Here is a 14,388-nt window from a genome sequence, read left to right on the forward strand (position 1 = left end):
AATACGTTATGGCAAAAAAAGTTTTATTACTAGTAGGCGATTATGTTGAAGACTATGAAGCTATGGTTCCATTTCAAGCTATGGGCGCTATAGGAATAGAAGTTCATGCCATCGCTCCAGATCGGGTGGAGGGAGATTTGGTACCTACCGCGATTCACGATTTTACAGGCGACCAAACCTATAAAGAGCTACGCGGCCACAATTTTAACATCAATAAATCTTTTGCGGAAGTAAATCCTGAAGACTACGATGGTTTGTATATTGCTGGGGGTCGCTCCGCGGAGTATATTCGTCTCAACAAGAAGGTGCTCGACATTACGAAGCATTTTTTTGAGCACAATAAGCCTGTGGCGGCTATATGCCATGGTATTCAAGTGCTCACGACCGCCCGCGTCTTAAAAGGACGTACCCTAACTGCTTATGTCGCCGTTGGCCCAGATATTGAGCTAGCGGGCGGAACGTGGAAAAATATCCCGGCAGATCAGGCCATTGTAGACGGTAATTTGGTAACATCTCCCGCTTGGCCAGGCCATCAGGCAATTTTAAAAGAATTTTACATCCTTTTGGGAATTACAATAACTAGTTAATGCGAAAAAACAAGAAAATATGGTGGATTGCGCTGGGATTGATGATCATCCTAGGTTATGGCATTTGGGAAGCATTTAATCAGCCTTCGATAAAAGACCTTCCGGGAGAATTCGAGGAGGTGGCATTTGTACGAAACGAACAGAATAAGGGCAGCATTATACGTGTCTATGCTGTTACCGTTGGGGATATGTCAAATGCTAAATATGATGCCTGTGCAGATTTATTTCCTACTAACGATTTTGGTAGCCTCACAAAGATCTATTTCTTTGACAAAGACAAGCCCTATCCTACCAAACTTAGCATTGAACCACCCCACTATGATGGAAGCAAGTATGAAGCACTGATGATTCTAAAGCGGAGCGGAACGACGGAGTAAGGATAATAATTTTATTTTATAAGACCGGCGAGCAGAAAGATGCTTGCTGTTCTTATCTATCCACGGCTCGCTGGCTTATAAACGTAGTCGGCGACACATGCATGATCATTCTGAAGACCCTATTGAAATGAACTGCCGTGTTGAAACCACATTGGTAAGCTGCCTCAGCGATGCTTTCTACCCGCTTATTTACCAGCAACTGGCAGGCCTTCTCAATCCTGATTTCATTCAGAAATGATACGAATGTTTTTTTCGTTCGTTTTTTAAAAAACTTACAAAATGCTGTAGGCGTCATATGTACTAATGATGACACCTCTTCAATACTTATATTCTTTTTGTAATTCTCTATAGCGTACTTCACGACGGTATTAATACGCAAACCGTCAGCGTCATGAAAATCAACGTTGTGGAGGCCGGAATACAAAGAAATAAGCTCACTTTCCTGTTGCTGCAGGTAATTAAAGATTTCTAGGATGCAAGCCAACTTATGTACCCCATCTTCCCTATCCAAGGTTAAGAAAAGGTCTTTCATGGCAACTGCGTATTCTGCTAAAAGTAGCTTACTAGACGGGATATTATAAAACAGGCTACGAATATTTTGTAACTCGGCCATATCAAAAAAAGGTGATAATTTCTCCAGGGAGAAAAACAAATGTACCACGTGGATCTTCGCATTTTCATCCTTGTTTTCATCTTTGTAAAACAAATGCGGATCGTTAGGCTTTATAAGGAAAATTTGATTAGCGCTACATGGGCGTAAAAGGTTGCCCAGCATAAAAGAACCATCCCCCTCTACGATATAGGTAATCTGAAACTCGCGATGACGATGATAATAGCCATAGAAATCATGACCGACATCTTCCATAACATAGAAAGCACCGTCTCCATGAGCGGGCACTGTAAATTCTATGGGTTTTCTGTAATCGAGCGGTTTGATCATAGAAACATGGTTAAGAAAAAGATGGGCACCCAAACAAGGATGCCCAATTACAAAACAAAACTATATAGCGCTTACCCTAAAAACGGATACCTATAATCCGTATCAGGATGGAATGTCTCTTTGATTGTACGTGGTGATACCCAACGAAGCAAGTTGATCATGGAACCTGCTTTATCATTCGTACCAGATCCGCGTGCACCGCCAAACGGCTGCTGACCCACCACTGCACCTGTACATTTATCGTTTATGTAGAAATTACCTGCTGCATTGCGTAGCGCATGTGTCGCTTCTTCGATAGCGTAGCGATCTTGAGAAATTATAGCGCCAGTTAATGCGTAAATCGATGTGCTATCCACCAGCTTCAATGTCTCTGCCCATTCTGAATCCTCGTACACATAAATTGTTAAAACTGGCCCAAAAAGCTCTTCCGATAGCGTCTCGTAGTCTGGGGTTTTTGCTAATATAACTGTCGGATGGATAAAGTATCCCTTAGACTTATCATACTCTCCACCAATGACTACCTCGGCATCATTACTATCTTTCGCACGATCGATATACGACGTGATTTTATCGAAGGCTTTCTCATCAATCACAGCATTGATAAAATTACCGAAATGTTCCGTACCGCCAATTTTAAAAGATCTGATATCTTTTTCCATGCGTGACTTAAGCTCGTCCCAAAGTGATGATGGGATGTACGCCCGAGATGCCGCTGAACATTTCTGGCCTTGATATTCGAACGCACCACGTACCAATGCCGTATTTAAAACAGCTAAATCTGCCGATGGATGGGCTAGGATAAAATCTTTCCCGCCAGTTTCCCCCACAATACGTGGATACGTTTTATACTGATGGATATTTTCACCTATCGTTTTCCAGATGTTTTGGAAGACGCCGGTAGAGCCTGTGAAATGTATACCCGCGAAATCCGGGTGTTTAAATATAACGTCACCCGCATCTGGTCCAGATACATAAATTAGATTTATTACGCCATCCGGCAAACCGGCTTCCTTAAAGATTTCCATCAATACATTAGCCGAATAAATCTGCGTGTTTGAGGGCTTCCAAACCACAACATTACCCATCATAGCGACACATGCCGGAAGATTCCCTGCAATCGCTGTGAAATTAAATGGGGTTAATGCAAAAACGAAACCTTCTAAAGGACGCTGCTCTACTCTATTCCAAACGCCTTTGCTGTTCGCTGGTGGCTGCTGCCCATAAATTTCACTCATGTAAGCCACATTAAAGCGAAGGAAATCGGTAAATTCACATGCCGCGTCAATTTCTGCTTGATAAGCATTTTTCGATTGGCCAAGCATAGTTGCCGCATTTATTTTATAGCGGTATTTCGTCGACGCAAGTTCCGCCGCTTTCAGGAAAACAGCCGCACGTTGCTCCCACTGCAAGCTTTCCCAATTAGCCTTCGCCGCTAAAGCTGCATCAATAGCTTGCGAAACGTGTTCCTTGCCACCTTCGTGGTAATAACCTAAAGTATGTTGATGATCGTGTGGAGGCGTTAGCTTTCCTTTTTTATCTGTACGAATCTCTTTACCGCCTATATACATCGGAATATCAGCCTCTTCAGCGCGTGCACGTTGAATAGCAGCTTCCAATAATTCTCTTTCTTTTGTTCCTGGCGCATATGAGTTTACTGGCTCATTGATCGGAGTCGGAACATTAAAAAATCCTTTTAACATAGCATCCTTATTTTAATATACGGTATAAAGTTAGCCAATCTGTGCAAGATAGCCTAAACGGATTCTAGTAATACATAAACATATTATGCGTTAATTTACCAAATTATATAAAATTAACGACCAATATATGTTTGTTGAGCAGCGCTAATCGTCTGAGATTTATAGCTTGCCATGTTCAAAACACCATGAAGTTTACCTTTTCAAAACTAGACCGCAATTGATAAAAGGAAAACTTAGGCGATCCCAGTAGGAAATTTAATACTTGATAGAACGCGCTTTAAAGACTTTTGACCAAAGCCATATTGGTCCTAAAGTCAACAAGCGCCAAAAGGATTGCGGTGTCAATGTTTCGTTTTCTTTGCGAGCGAGTAAGAAACAACTTGTTACGCCGATAAGGAGCAACAGCAAAGAAATGAACCACACGGCCGGTCCCCCATCACGCTCTATATACTCCAACTGCACGATAAAAAAGCTCATTATACCAATACTAAAAAGCATTGCGTATGAAAGTGTTGGTGCCAATCGCAAATAAAAGTAAATGAGAACAGCAATATAAAAAGATCCCCAGTTGAGGAACGTTTGCATATTTAAGTTTTGCAAGAAAGCCAGTTTCGGAAATGGAATCATCCAAACCAAGGCCATTGCGCCGAAAAAAGCCAACCCCAGGGCGAATGCATAAGCGCCCTTATTGACCAGAGCAAATTGCCGATCCATTTCAAAAAAATGGCGATCTACGGGTCTTTCAAAAGTCGGAGTCTGGCTCTTTGCTTTGTCTCTTTTTTTCATGGCACAAAGGTAAATAATATTCAGTTTATTTACCTGTATGTGCTTCTTTTCTATTCATCCAGTAAAATACGACCGGGATAATCGTAAAGCTAAGTATCAAACAAATCAGTAAACCGCCCACTATCATAATGGCCAAAGGTTTCTGTATTTCTGAGCCCATCCCTGTTGACATCGCGGCAGGCAGTAACCCCATAGACCCCATTAGCGCAATCATCACGACTGGACGTATACGACTCCGAACACCTAGTTTAATAGCATCTAGAAGAGGCATCTTATGCTTGATATTATCACGAATAACGCCAATAAGAACAATACCATCAATTGTGGCAACACCAAAAAGGATGATAAACCCAATACCTGCCGAAATTCCGAATATGGTTCCGGTAACCCATAGGGAGATAAATCCGCCGATAAACGCAAATGCCAGCGTTAGGGAGGAGATTAATGTGTCCTTTACATTCCCAAAGTTTACATAAAGAAGCAGTAAGATCAACACAAGGGAGATAGGCACGACCAGCGCTAATTGCTTGGCAGCCCTTTCCTTACTTTCAAATTCACCAGCCCAAAGCATCAGATTTTCTGATGGTAACGAAACTTCTTTTGCTACAACGCGTTTAGCTTCTTCAATAGTACTTCCTAGGTCACGCCCTTCTATACTAAATCCTACGCCTATATAACGGCTGTTGCCTTCCCTGTATATAAATGCAGGCCCAGTTTGATATCCAATAGTCGCTAACTCCTGTAAAGGAATGTTCTGACCGCTACTGGTTGGAATAAGAATATTCTTTATTTTCTCGGGCGTATCTCGGTATGCCTCGTTGAAACGTAGCACCACATCAAATTGCCTATCTCCTTCATAAAATTTAGTGGCTGCCTGCCCTCCTATCGTCATAGCGATTACCGCCTGAACGTCTGCTGTGAACACACCGTATTTCGCCATTTTTGCATCGTGCAATTGAATGCGTAGCTCTGGAAGGCCAATGTTCTTGTATACGTTAATATCTGTAATACCGTTTACCTTGCCAATAGCACCGGCTACTTGGTTTGCATATGTCTCCAAATCATAGAGATCGTCACCAAAGATCTTAATTACCAAAGCGCTTTTCACCCCAGCAACATATTCTTCTACGTTATCCTGAATAGGCTGACTAAAGCCAAAGTTTATTCCCGGATAGTGATTAAGTTGATCACGCAAGCGTTGGATGATATCCTCCTTCGTTGTTTTGCCCGACCATTCTTTTTCATCTTTCAGCTGCACGTTAAATTCGATATTGAAAAAGCCTGTCGGATCAGTACCGTCATTTGGCCGCCCCGTTTGTGTTAAAATAAATTCGATCTCGTCACAGCTATCGACCATTATTTTTTTCATTTCCTTCGTCAGCCGCGTAGACTCTGTCAGATTCACGCTGTTGGGAAGCGTAGCACGTATGTAAATAGCACCTTCATTCAATTTCGGTAAAAATTCAGATCCGTAATGTAAAAACTTAAATATGCAGATGGCGAGGATTGCCACGAAAATTCCCACAGCTGTTTTCTTGTATTGGAAAGCTTTGCTAAACATGCCGTAGATCGTCCGTTGGAAAAACCGCGTGACCCAGTTTTCCTTTTCTTCGATATTTTTGGTAAAAAGGAGTTTACACATGGCCGGCACATAGGTTAAACTCAAGATTAAGGAACCTAAAAGGGCATAGCCAAGCGTAAACGCTAATGGTGTAAACATCTTACCTTCCACCTTCTGAAAAGAAAATATAGGAAGCAAGGCCACAATAAGGATTAAAAGGGCAAAGAATATGTAAGATGCAACACTCCCTGCACTTTTCTTGATAACGCCAAGCTTACTCATCTTGGCAAACCTTTCTGGCCCTACCCGATGAGATAATGTGGCAAGCGCTACAAATACGGTCTCCACAATAACGAGCGTTCCTTCTAAAAGTAAACCGAAATCCAACGACCCCATCGAAATAAGGTTAGCCGGCAAACCCTGTATTCGAAGCAAAACAATGGCAAAAAGGAAGGATAGCGGGATGACAGATGCTACAATCAATGTAGACTTCCAATTGTAAAGAAAAACGAAGACGATTAGTGATACTAACAAGATGCCTTCAATCAGGTTCTTAGAGACTGTGTAAACCGTATTATCAACTAATTTTGTACGATCGATTACGGTCTCGATCTTTAATCCTTTCGGGAGGATCCTGTTATTCAGTTCGGCAATTTTCAGCTGTAAGTTTTCGATAACTTCAGACGGGTTCTCACCGCGCAGCATAATGACGATGCCTTCGACAAGATCGTCATCGCCATCAAAACCAACTTGTCCCAGGCGCGGCTTATTTGAAACCACCACATCAGCAACATTCTTAATTAATATCGGCGTCGAGCCGTTTAGCTTCACAGTGATATTTCCAATATCATCCAGTTTATCTAATAAACCAACTCCACGTACCACGTAGGCCTGATCGCCCTGTTGGATAACATCGCCGCCAACATTTATATTCGATTTTGAAACTGCCTCGTAGATATCTAAAGGTGATAGATCGTAATTTTTAAGCTCCGTTGGGTGAATTTTGATTTCATAAATCTTTTCCTCTCCCCCGAAACTGACAACATCTGCCACACCAGGTACGCCCAGCAGCTCCCTTTCAACCACCCAATCCTGCACCGCGGTAATTTCTTTGATAGGCATATCACCCTTTAGCACATACCGAAAAATTTCGCCTGTCGCGCCGGATGGTGGTTCGATTGATGCTTCCGCACCATCAGGCAAATCAACACCGCCCAGTTTGTTAGATACATACTGTTGCGCATAAAAATCGTCCACACCATCCTCAAATTGCACGGTTACTACAGAGAGGCCAAACAATGATATAGAACGCACGTTGGACTTTCGCGGGATACTATTCACCTCTTTGGAGATCGGTAATGTAACTAACTTTTCCATCTCCTCCGCACTTCGTCCCGGCCACTGCGTAATAATACGCGCTCTCGTATTTGTTACATCAGGAAATGCTTCAATCGCCGTGTGCCGTAAGGCATAAATCCCAGCAAAAAATAATGCGATGACCGCAAACAGTATAAACGTCGTGTTGCGTAATGAAAAGGTAACTATATTCTGTACAAATTTCTTCATTCCTCGTCCCTGGTTAATTCTGCTTCAACTCTTCAAATATCAATAAGGCATTACTGCCCAAAATCTTATCCCCCTCTTGCAGTTCTTCTTTGATAAATGTATACTCTTCATTCTCCCCCACGGCGTGTATCCTTCGAGGTTCGATATGACAGTCGTCTTTGTACACCAATACATACTCCTTATTGTTGTTAAATACCTTTGCACTATTCGGAATTGCGAAAGCTTCTCCGGCACTATTTTTTGTGTTGATAATGATATCAGCACTAAGTCCGGGCATGAGGTTAAGATTTTGATTGGCTAACACAACCCGCGCCTTTAGTACATGCTCATTGTCATCAAAAACATTATAAATTTTGTCGATTTTCCCTGTATAAAACTTGTCTGGGTAGGCAATAGTCCTGACTTTAACCTCATCACCTTCATTAATGTAGCGCAAATTACTTGCATAGATATTAACCATGACCCACACTTCCTTTAGGTTAGAGATGGAGAAAATCGGGTTGCTGTCCGCCGTGATGCTTTGTCCGGGACTGACAGATTTTTGAATGATATACCCATTTTTAGGAGCTAGAATCTGAAAGCTACCCTCACCCGCCGCGCGATATAGCTGAAGTGTTTGCTGAATGCGGTCTAGCTCTATACGTGCACTCTCCAGCTCCTGCTCAGCACTTAAAACTTCTGGCCGGCTAAGAAGCCCATCTTCTGCTAACGCTTCTTTTGATCGAAACTGTTTTTCCAGAAGTGCGATCTGACTTTGTTGCGATCGGCGTTGCTGGTATAAATCTTGAATCTGCGATGATCGGATAACGGCCAACACTTGCCCTTTTTGAACGTAGTCACCCAACTCAAAGCGCACGCTTTCAACGACACCATCTAGCAGGCTGCGAAACGCAACCATATCATTTTCATTGTATTCGATCTTGCCCGATAGACTGAGCTGCTCATTGATAGGCTGTTTGTTCACCGCTAAGATCTCCGTTGATTTCTTCAGCTGCTCATTTAAACAAAATGATGTTGGGGCAATCGTATCTTGCTGCACATTGTCCTGATCATCACTTTGGCTTACGCAGCCAATAGGCAGAATCAAAATCCACACTGCGGTCAGTAAATAAAACGTTTTAATCATATTGCTATTAAAAATCTTTTCCCACCAAGTATTGCAATTCTTCATATGTCTTGTTATAATTTTCCCAGGTATCTAAATATGCTTTCTGCGCGCTACGAGACGCTTGCGTAAAGTCTATAAATTCAATAAGAGTTATTTGTCCAGATTGGAGATGTTTTTTATACCGATCTACCATATCTTGTCGACCTTTAGAGGCATCGTCTGGCCAATCAGCCAACGACTGCTGATATTTTTGGAGCTGGCCATTTAAGCGAACCACCGTATTTTCTAGCTCCCACTTCAGCGAATGCTGTAATGCTTCATCTTTTTTGACTTGATACTGGGCTGCTTTGATGTTTCCTTTATTTCTATTAAAAACGGGTAAATCTACACTCACGCCCACGCCAACAAAATCTTGCATCGTGTTTCCTCCCCTGTCGTATCCTAACAATAGCGTAAGATCAGGCTTCCGTTGTGCCTGCTCGAGCAACAACTTTTTGCCAGACATCTCGAGTTCGGTTGTTTGGCGTTTCAAACCAATGTTTTGATCCATCGCTAGACTCAAAAGATCAACAGGCAATACCTTGATACGCTGTTGCTCCTGTGCATCAAAAGCCAATTGCGACAAATCAAGCTTCCCAATCTGCGTCAGTATGCGAAGCTTCTCAAGATCTTCAGCAATATCATCTTCCAGATCAATCTGTTCCTTACGTAGGGAAACTAACTCCGACTGTACTCTATAGTAATCCGCAAGCGAGACATTTTCCAGCGTGACCTGACGACTATATTGCCCATTTAATTGATTAAACGATGTGACAATTGCGGATAGCTGCTGGTGTTCCTGAGATAAACTAGCCAATCGGTAATAGGCCTGACGCAATTCCTTCTTGAGCTCGCGCATTAATTCTTCAAACTCGTATACAGCAGTTTTTTGCTCAAGCTGCTTGATAACTACACGCTTCTTACGCTTACCTGCCGTTTCGATAAGTTGCTCTAGCCCCATGACCACCTGCTGTTTCCGCCCATACTCGCCAATCAATCGCGGCAGCAGCTCCACTGTGGAGTTAGACCAAAGATTCACTTGGTCTACAGAGAATGTGGGATTAGGCCATAAACGCTCTTGTATGACCTCCGCTTCGGCACGACTAATCGCATACTTGCTAGCCAGCAGCGCATAATTGTTCTCCAGGAAGCTCGCTTCCAGCTGTTGTAGCGTGTAAGACTGCCCATGGCAAATGACCGATACGAAAATTGATAGAATGCTTAAAAATATATACTTCACCTGTTACAACGTTTCCTGCAAAGCTAATGGACACGCATTAAGGAGAATTTTAAGGTAGATTAGAATTGAATTAGAAAAGTAAGACTACGGTGGTCCCATTCTGGCGGGAAAGGATCTGCATATCAATTTTGTGCAAGGTGAATATAATGTTAGCGATAGATAAGCCTATGCCCTTGCCCTGATAATTCTGCGTGTTGTTACCACGATAGAAATTTTGCCGGATATAGCGAAGGTCGTGCTGCGAGATCCCGATCCCTTGATCCACGATCGAAAGCTGCAATTGTCCTTTCACTTCTGTGAATAAAATTTTTACGGGTTGATTATCGGAATATTTGATCGCGTTTTCTAGTAAGTTTCCGATGGCTAATTCAAGGAGTTTGTCATTACCTTCCAGTGTGAGAACAGCCTGGTCATTGACCTGAATATCAACTTCTACTTTCGCTTGATGGTAGAGAACCATATTTTCTACCAATTGCCATATGACCTCATCCACGCGGATGTGTTGAAACTCGAAGTTCGTCTTTGCCCCCGACAATAACATCATTTGATCTAGTGTTTCCTGAAGATCCGAGGTATATTGCTTCAACTCCATCATAACCGCTTCATACTCCTGGACTGTTCTTCGCTTCGTATTCGTGACTTCCAAGGTTCCCAGCAAAGCCGTTATTGGGGTACGGAGTTCGTGAGAAACGTAATCAATGAAGTTTTTCTGTACATTAAACGTTTCCGCAATACGAGAAATGAAATGGTTATATGTTTTCACCAAATCTTCCACCTCAGAGTAGGTTTCTGTTAAGGTTAGCGGTTCATTAAAATTTTGTGTATCCTTTTTTTTAATTTGATTGATAATACGGACGATGGGTTGGTAGGCGATATAGCTGAGGTATTGCGAAAATAAAAATATAAATACAACCCCAAGTAGAAACACAAGTAACAGAATATGTGATAACGACCGCATCTGTCCGTTAAAGTCTTCTTTAGACTCCCGTGTGACAACAACAAAGTCACCCTCATTATCATGATAAAAAATGCCGTTGTAAAAATAATCGTCACTATCGAATGATGCGACTTGTGCGGCCCGCACCTTAAGCAGAAATTCTTCGGAAATGTCATCCAAGGATTTCATATCACCATTCTGTCTTTGGTTTAGGCTATCAAAAACGACAATGTTTGCGCGCGATATTGTTTTCTGCAATTGCGTTTTTACATTAGCATGCTCTTTCAACGACAGCTCGTCTTGCTCGAGATAGAAGATAGCGGCAAGCAACGATTTACTTTCCAACGATTGATATTCTTTTTCTTTCATCTGGGCGTAGTAAGAAAAATAGATCAGCCCCGAGAAAATCAGCATTGCGATGCTAAAACTGGTAACCGAATAAAGGGACAGCCTGTGTTTTAATTTCATGTATTATATCTTAAACATATACCCCACACCTTTCACCGTGTAAATATATTTGCGATCGCCCTTCTCAATTTTATTCCTTAAATAAGAAATATATACATCCACAACGTTTGTATGGTTATCAAACGTTATGCCCCAAACGGCATTAAGTATTTGTATACGCCCTACTGTTTTATCTATATTTTCAACTAAATAAATTAAGAGTTTGTATTCTCGCGGCGAGAGTTCAACGGGTTCCGTACCCAATGTCACTTTGTATTGTTCAAGGTTAATATGCAGATCGCCGAAAGTTAACTCAGCCTTTGGAGTCTCCTGCTGCTGGTATTGCTGCCGGCGTGTCAAGGCTTTTATTCGTGATAATAGCTCATCAAAATGAAAGGGCTTTGTTAAATAGTCATCAGCACCATAATCTAAAGCAGATACTTTATCCTGCACACTATTCAGCGCGCTGAGCATTAGGATGGGCGTATATACTTTTTTATAACGGAGTGTTTGGAGCAGCTGCACTCCATCCATCCCCTCCAACATAATATCCAAAATAATCAGATCCCACTCTACATGCATGTAATGCGCCAATACATCCTCTGCATTTTTACACAACGTGACCAAATAGCCAAATTCCTCTAATCCTTTAATGAGAAAATTGCTTATACGGTTATCGTCTTCAACTACAAGAATTTGCATAGATTTTTAATTTAGACAAAAATAGCGATTTCTCGCTATTGACGTGTAGCTGAACTCGCTTTCTAATCTAGCTTTAATTTTGGAAAAGTGAAAAGTCAAAATGGGGAAGTCAAAACTAAAAAGTTAAAAGTAAAAATTCAAAAGTTAAAAGTCAAAATTGAAAAGTTAGAAGCGAGAAGTTAAAATTTAAAGGTCAAAAGTTAGAAATCGAAAGAGAGAAATCAAAAAGTAGAAGGACAAAAAAAGGTGCCCACATAGAGCACCTTGAAAATCATCTAACACGATCTTATTTCGCGTAGGAAACCGATCTAGTTTCACGAATCACCGTTACTTTAATTTGACCCGGATAGGTCATTTCTGTCTGAATACGGTTAGAAATGTCAGCAGCCAATATTTCAGCTTGCGCATCAGATATCTTTTCTGACTCGACAATCACACGAAGCTCACGTCCCGCTTGAATAGCGAAGGTTTTCTCTACGCCTTGATACGATAACGCTAGTTCTTCCAGCTCTTTCAAGCGTTTAATATAGCTCTCTACAACTTCCCTACGGGCGCCTGGACGAGCGCCAGAGATGGCATCACAGGCCTGAACAATCGGAGAGATAAGCGATGTCATTTCGATTTCATCGTGGTGGGCGCCAATAGCATTACACACATCTGGATGTTCCTTGTATTTCTCAGCCAGCTGCATACCTAGGATAGCGTGTGGTAGCTCTGGATTATCATCAGGCACCTTGCCGATATCGTGTAAAAGTCCGGCGCGTTTTGCGTGCTTTACATTAAGACCAAGTTCTGAGGCCATGGTAGCCGCGAAATTTGCCACTTCGCGCGAGTGCTGCAGCAAGTTCTGTCCGTATGATGAGCGGTAGCGCATACGTCCAACCATACGGATTAATTCCGGATGCAGACCATGTATCCCTAGATCTATTGCCGTACGCTCGCCAATTTCTACGATTTCATCTTCGATCTGGTTTCGTGTTTTAGCTACCACCTCTTCAATACGAGCAGGATGTATACGTCCATCAGTCACCAAACGGTGAAGGGAAAGACGAGCGATCTCTCGCCTAACAGGATCAAAACCGGAAAGAATGATTGCTTCAGGCGTGTCATCCACAATAATCTCTACACCGGTAGCCGCTTCTAACGCACGAATATTACGGCCTTCACGACCGATAATACGGCCTTTAATCTCATCGTTTTCGATATTGAATATCGAAACTGTATTTTCAATTGCCGATTCGGTTGCTGTACGTTGTATCGTTTGAATAACTACTTTCTTGGCTTCTTTAGATGCCGTCAGTTTAGCTTCATCTACAATATCTTTTATTTGAATCATCGCCTGCGAACGGGCTTCCTCACGCAGTGAACTAACAAGTTGCTCCTTAGCTTCATCCGCAGATAAACCGGCTATCGTCTCTAATTGCTTGATGTGTTGGCTTTTTAGCTGATCTACCTCCTCTTTTTTCTTCTCATTAAGCTCGACAAGCTGATCCAACTTTTTGTTTTTGTTGTCTAACTCTTGTTTTTCACGATTGATACTTTCGAGCTTTTGGTTTAACGAGGTCTCCTTCTGGCGTAACGTGTTTTCCTTCTGCGCCATCGTGTTATTACGTTGATTGACCTCTTTCTCATGCTCGGCTTTCAATTGTAGAAACTTCTCTTTTGCTTCTAGCCCCCGCTGCTTTTTATGATGTTCGGCTTGTTGCTCAGCCTCCTTGATAATCCGATCTGCCTTCTCCTGCGCTGATTGCTCCTGCTTTTTGAATACTAATTGTAACAAAAAACGACCGATAAAAACACCTATGATAAGCGAAATTATAATCGAAATTGTTGTAGATAACTCCATTTGTGTATATGTATATATTATTATATTTATTTATTTTTTGGTCATAAAAAAACCGCAATTAAATGTACAGGTCCCATGTATTATTAAACTTCGATTACACATGATTTGAGCAATTGATCATGACCTAGATGGCTTACGCAAAATGGCCTACATCTTGTTTTCGCTCGTGATATTGAAGCGTTAAGTTTAAAATAGTGACAACCCGAATTTAACTGCGGCAAATTCGTCGTTATAAAGCTCTAAATAAAGAACGATATGCTTATTTCTTAAAGAATTCTGTCAAAACATTATCCAATTCGTGTATCCTTTCTTCTAACCCCTCTTCATGCTGTTGTGCATTACGCTCCGCTTTGATCATGCCGGTTGCATATTGCAAGACACACATGGATAGTAGATCCTGTTTATCACGAACCGCATAATTATCCTGCAGTTCTTTTATTTTTTCATTTATCAGCTTTGCTGCGTGTCTTATCACTTCCTCCTCTTCGATATCTACCCGTAGTGGATAAACACGATCAGCAATATTTATTTTTATGGAAATTTCTCCCATCT

At 41.8% G+C, this 14,388-nt stretch carries 12 protein-coding genes; 2 read left to right on the top strand and 10 right to left on the bottom strand.

The genetic code is table 11. From position 1 onward, the window contains the following. Positions 1-8: 8 nt before the first annotated feature. Complete coding sequence (locus DI53_RS01065) at positions 9-587, top strand: DJ-1/PfpI family protein (RefSeq protein ID WP_037494364.1); 579 nt, start codon at positions 9-11, stop codon at positions 585-587. Further along, positions 587-964, top strand: a complete 378-nt coding sequence (locus DI53_RS01070) for a hypothetical protein (RefSeq protein ID WP_037494366.1) — start codon at positions 587-589, stop codon at positions 962-964. The genes DI53_RS01065 and DI53_RS01070 overlap by 1 nt, the downstream gene beginning before the upstream one ends. Positions 965-1,016: 52 nt before the next feature. Here the strand turns inward: DI53_RS01070 and DI53_RS01075 are convergent, their stop codons facing one another. The 10 genes from DI53_RS01075 to DI53_RS01120 all read right to left on the bottom strand — a co-directional run bounded on the left by DI53_RS01075 (position 1,017) and on the right by DI53_RS01120 (position 14,386). Next, positions 1,017-1,904, bottom strand: coding sequence for an AraC family transcriptional regulator (locus DI53_RS01075; protein WP_037494368.1), 888 nt, complete (start codon positions 1,902-1,904; stop codon positions 1,017-1,019). A gap of 71 nt (positions 1,905-1,975) precedes the next feature. After that, the gene (pruA, locus tag DI53_RS01080) at positions 1,976-3,604 is read right to left on the bottom strand and encodes an L-glutamate gamma-semialdehyde dehydrogenase (protein WP_037494370.1); all 1,629 of its coding nucleotides are present in this window, start codon (positions 3,602-3,604) and stop codon (positions 1,976-1,978) included. Between the two features lie 255 nt (positions 3,605-3,859). Continuing rightward, positions 3,860-4,390 (bottom strand): DUF962 domain-containing protein, encoded by a 531-nt coding sequence (locus DI53_RS01085; RefSeq protein ID WP_037494372.1) that lies wholly within the window; start codon positions 4,388-4,390, stop codon positions 3,860-3,862. A 25-nt stretch (positions 4,391-4,415) separates the two neighbouring features. Then, positions 4,416-7,517 carry an efflux RND transporter permease subunit gene (locus tag DI53_RS01090; RefSeq protein ID WP_037494374.1) on the bottom strand — a complete coding sequence of 1,034 codons (3,102 nt, stop codon included), beginning with the start codon at positions 7,515-7,517 and terminating at the stop codon, positions 4,416-4,418. 13 nt (positions 7,518-7,530) lie between these two features. Further along, entirely contained in the window at positions 7,531-8,688 is a 1,158-nt protein-coding gene (locus tag DI53_RS01095) for an efflux RND transporter periplasmic adaptor subunit (protein WP_037494376.1), read from the bottom strand. Beyond that, complete coding sequence (locus DI53_RS01100) at positions 8,651-9,904, bottom strand: TolC family protein (protein WP_037494379.1); 1,254 nt, start codon at positions 9,902-9,904, stop codon at positions 8,651-8,653. The genes DI53_RS01095 and DI53_RS01100 overlap by 38 nt, the downstream gene beginning before the upstream one ends. A gap of 70 nt (positions 9,905-9,974) precedes the next feature. Then, a complete protein-coding gene (locus tag DI53_RS01105) occupies positions 9,975-11,309 on the bottom strand; it encodes a sensor histidine kinase (RefSeq protein ID WP_037494381.1) in 1,335 nt (444 codons plus the stop codon). A gap of 3 nt (positions 11,310-11,312) precedes the next feature. Continuing rightward, positions 11,313-11,990: a response regulator transcription factor gene (locus DI53_RS01110; RefSeq protein ID WP_037494383.1), complete on the bottom strand. Its 678-nt coding sequence runs from the start codon at positions 11,988-11,990 to the stop codon at positions 11,313-11,315. Between the two features lie 286 nt (positions 11,991-12,276). After that, on the bottom strand, positions 12,277-13,836 hold the full coding sequence (gene rny, locus DI53_RS01115) for a ribonuclease Y (protein WP_037494385.1): 1,560 nt from the start codon (positions 13,834-13,836) through the stop codon (positions 12,277-12,279). A gap of 259 nt (positions 13,837-14,095) precedes the next feature. Then, positions 14,096-14,386 carry a cell division protein ZapA gene (locus tag DI53_RS01120; RefSeq protein WP_037494386.1) on the bottom strand — a complete coding sequence of 97 codons (291 nt, stop codon included), beginning with the start codon at positions 14,384-14,386 and terminating at the stop codon, positions 14,096-14,098. Between the last annotated feature and the right edge of the window lie 2 nt (positions 14,387-14,388).

Source organism: Sphingobacterium deserti, from assembly GCF_000757725.1.
Taxonomy (GTDB): domain Bacteria; phylum Bacteroidota; class Bacteroidia; order Sphingobacteriales; family Sphingobacteriaceae; genus Sphingobacterium; species Sphingobacterium deserti.

Excerpts from the sequence above, each read along its gene's own strand:
- DI53_RS01065 (WP_037494364.1), top strand. The coding sequence starts at position 9 with ATGGCAAAAAAAGTTTTATTACTAGTAGGCGATTATGTTGAAGACTAT.
- DI53_RS01070 (WP_037494366.1), top strand. The coding sequence starts at position 587 with ATGCGAAAAAACAAGAAAATATGGTGGATTGCGCTGGGATTGATGATC.
- DI53_RS01075 (WP_037494368.1), bottom strand. The coding sequence starts at position 1,904 with ATGATCAAACCGCTCGATTACAGAAAACCCATAGAATTTACAGTGCCC.
- pruA (WP_037494370.1), bottom strand. The coding sequence starts at position 3,604 with ATGTTAAAAGGATTTTTTAATGTTCCGACTCCGATCAATGAGCCAGTA.
- DI53_RS01085 (WP_037494372.1), bottom strand. The coding sequence starts at position 4,390 with ATGAAAAAAAGAGACAAAGCAAAGAGCCAGACTCCGACTTTTGAAAGA.
- DI53_RS01090 (WP_037494374.1), bottom strand. The coding sequence starts at position 7,517 with ATGAAGAAATTTGTACAGAATATAGTTACCTTTTCATTACGCAACACG.
- DI53_RS01095 (WP_037494376.1), bottom strand. The coding sequence starts at position 8,688 with ATGAAGAATTGCAATACTTGGTGGGAAAAGATTTTTAATAGCAATATG.
- DI53_RS01105 (WP_037494381.1), bottom strand. The coding sequence starts at position 11,309 with ATGAAATTAAAACACAGGCTGTCCCTTTATTCGGTTACCAGTTTTAGC.
- DI53_RS01110 (WP_037494383.1), bottom strand. The coding sequence starts at position 11,990 with ATGCAAATTCTTGTAGTTGAAGACGATAACCGTATAAGCAATTTTCTC.
- rny (WP_037494385.1), bottom strand. The coding sequence starts at position 13,836 with ATGGAGTTATCTACAACAATTTCGATTATAATTTCGCTTATCATAGGT.
- DI53_RS01120 (WP_037494386.1), bottom strand. The coding sequence starts at position 14,386 with ATGGGAGAAATTTCCATAAAAATAAATATTGCTGATCGTGTTTATCCA.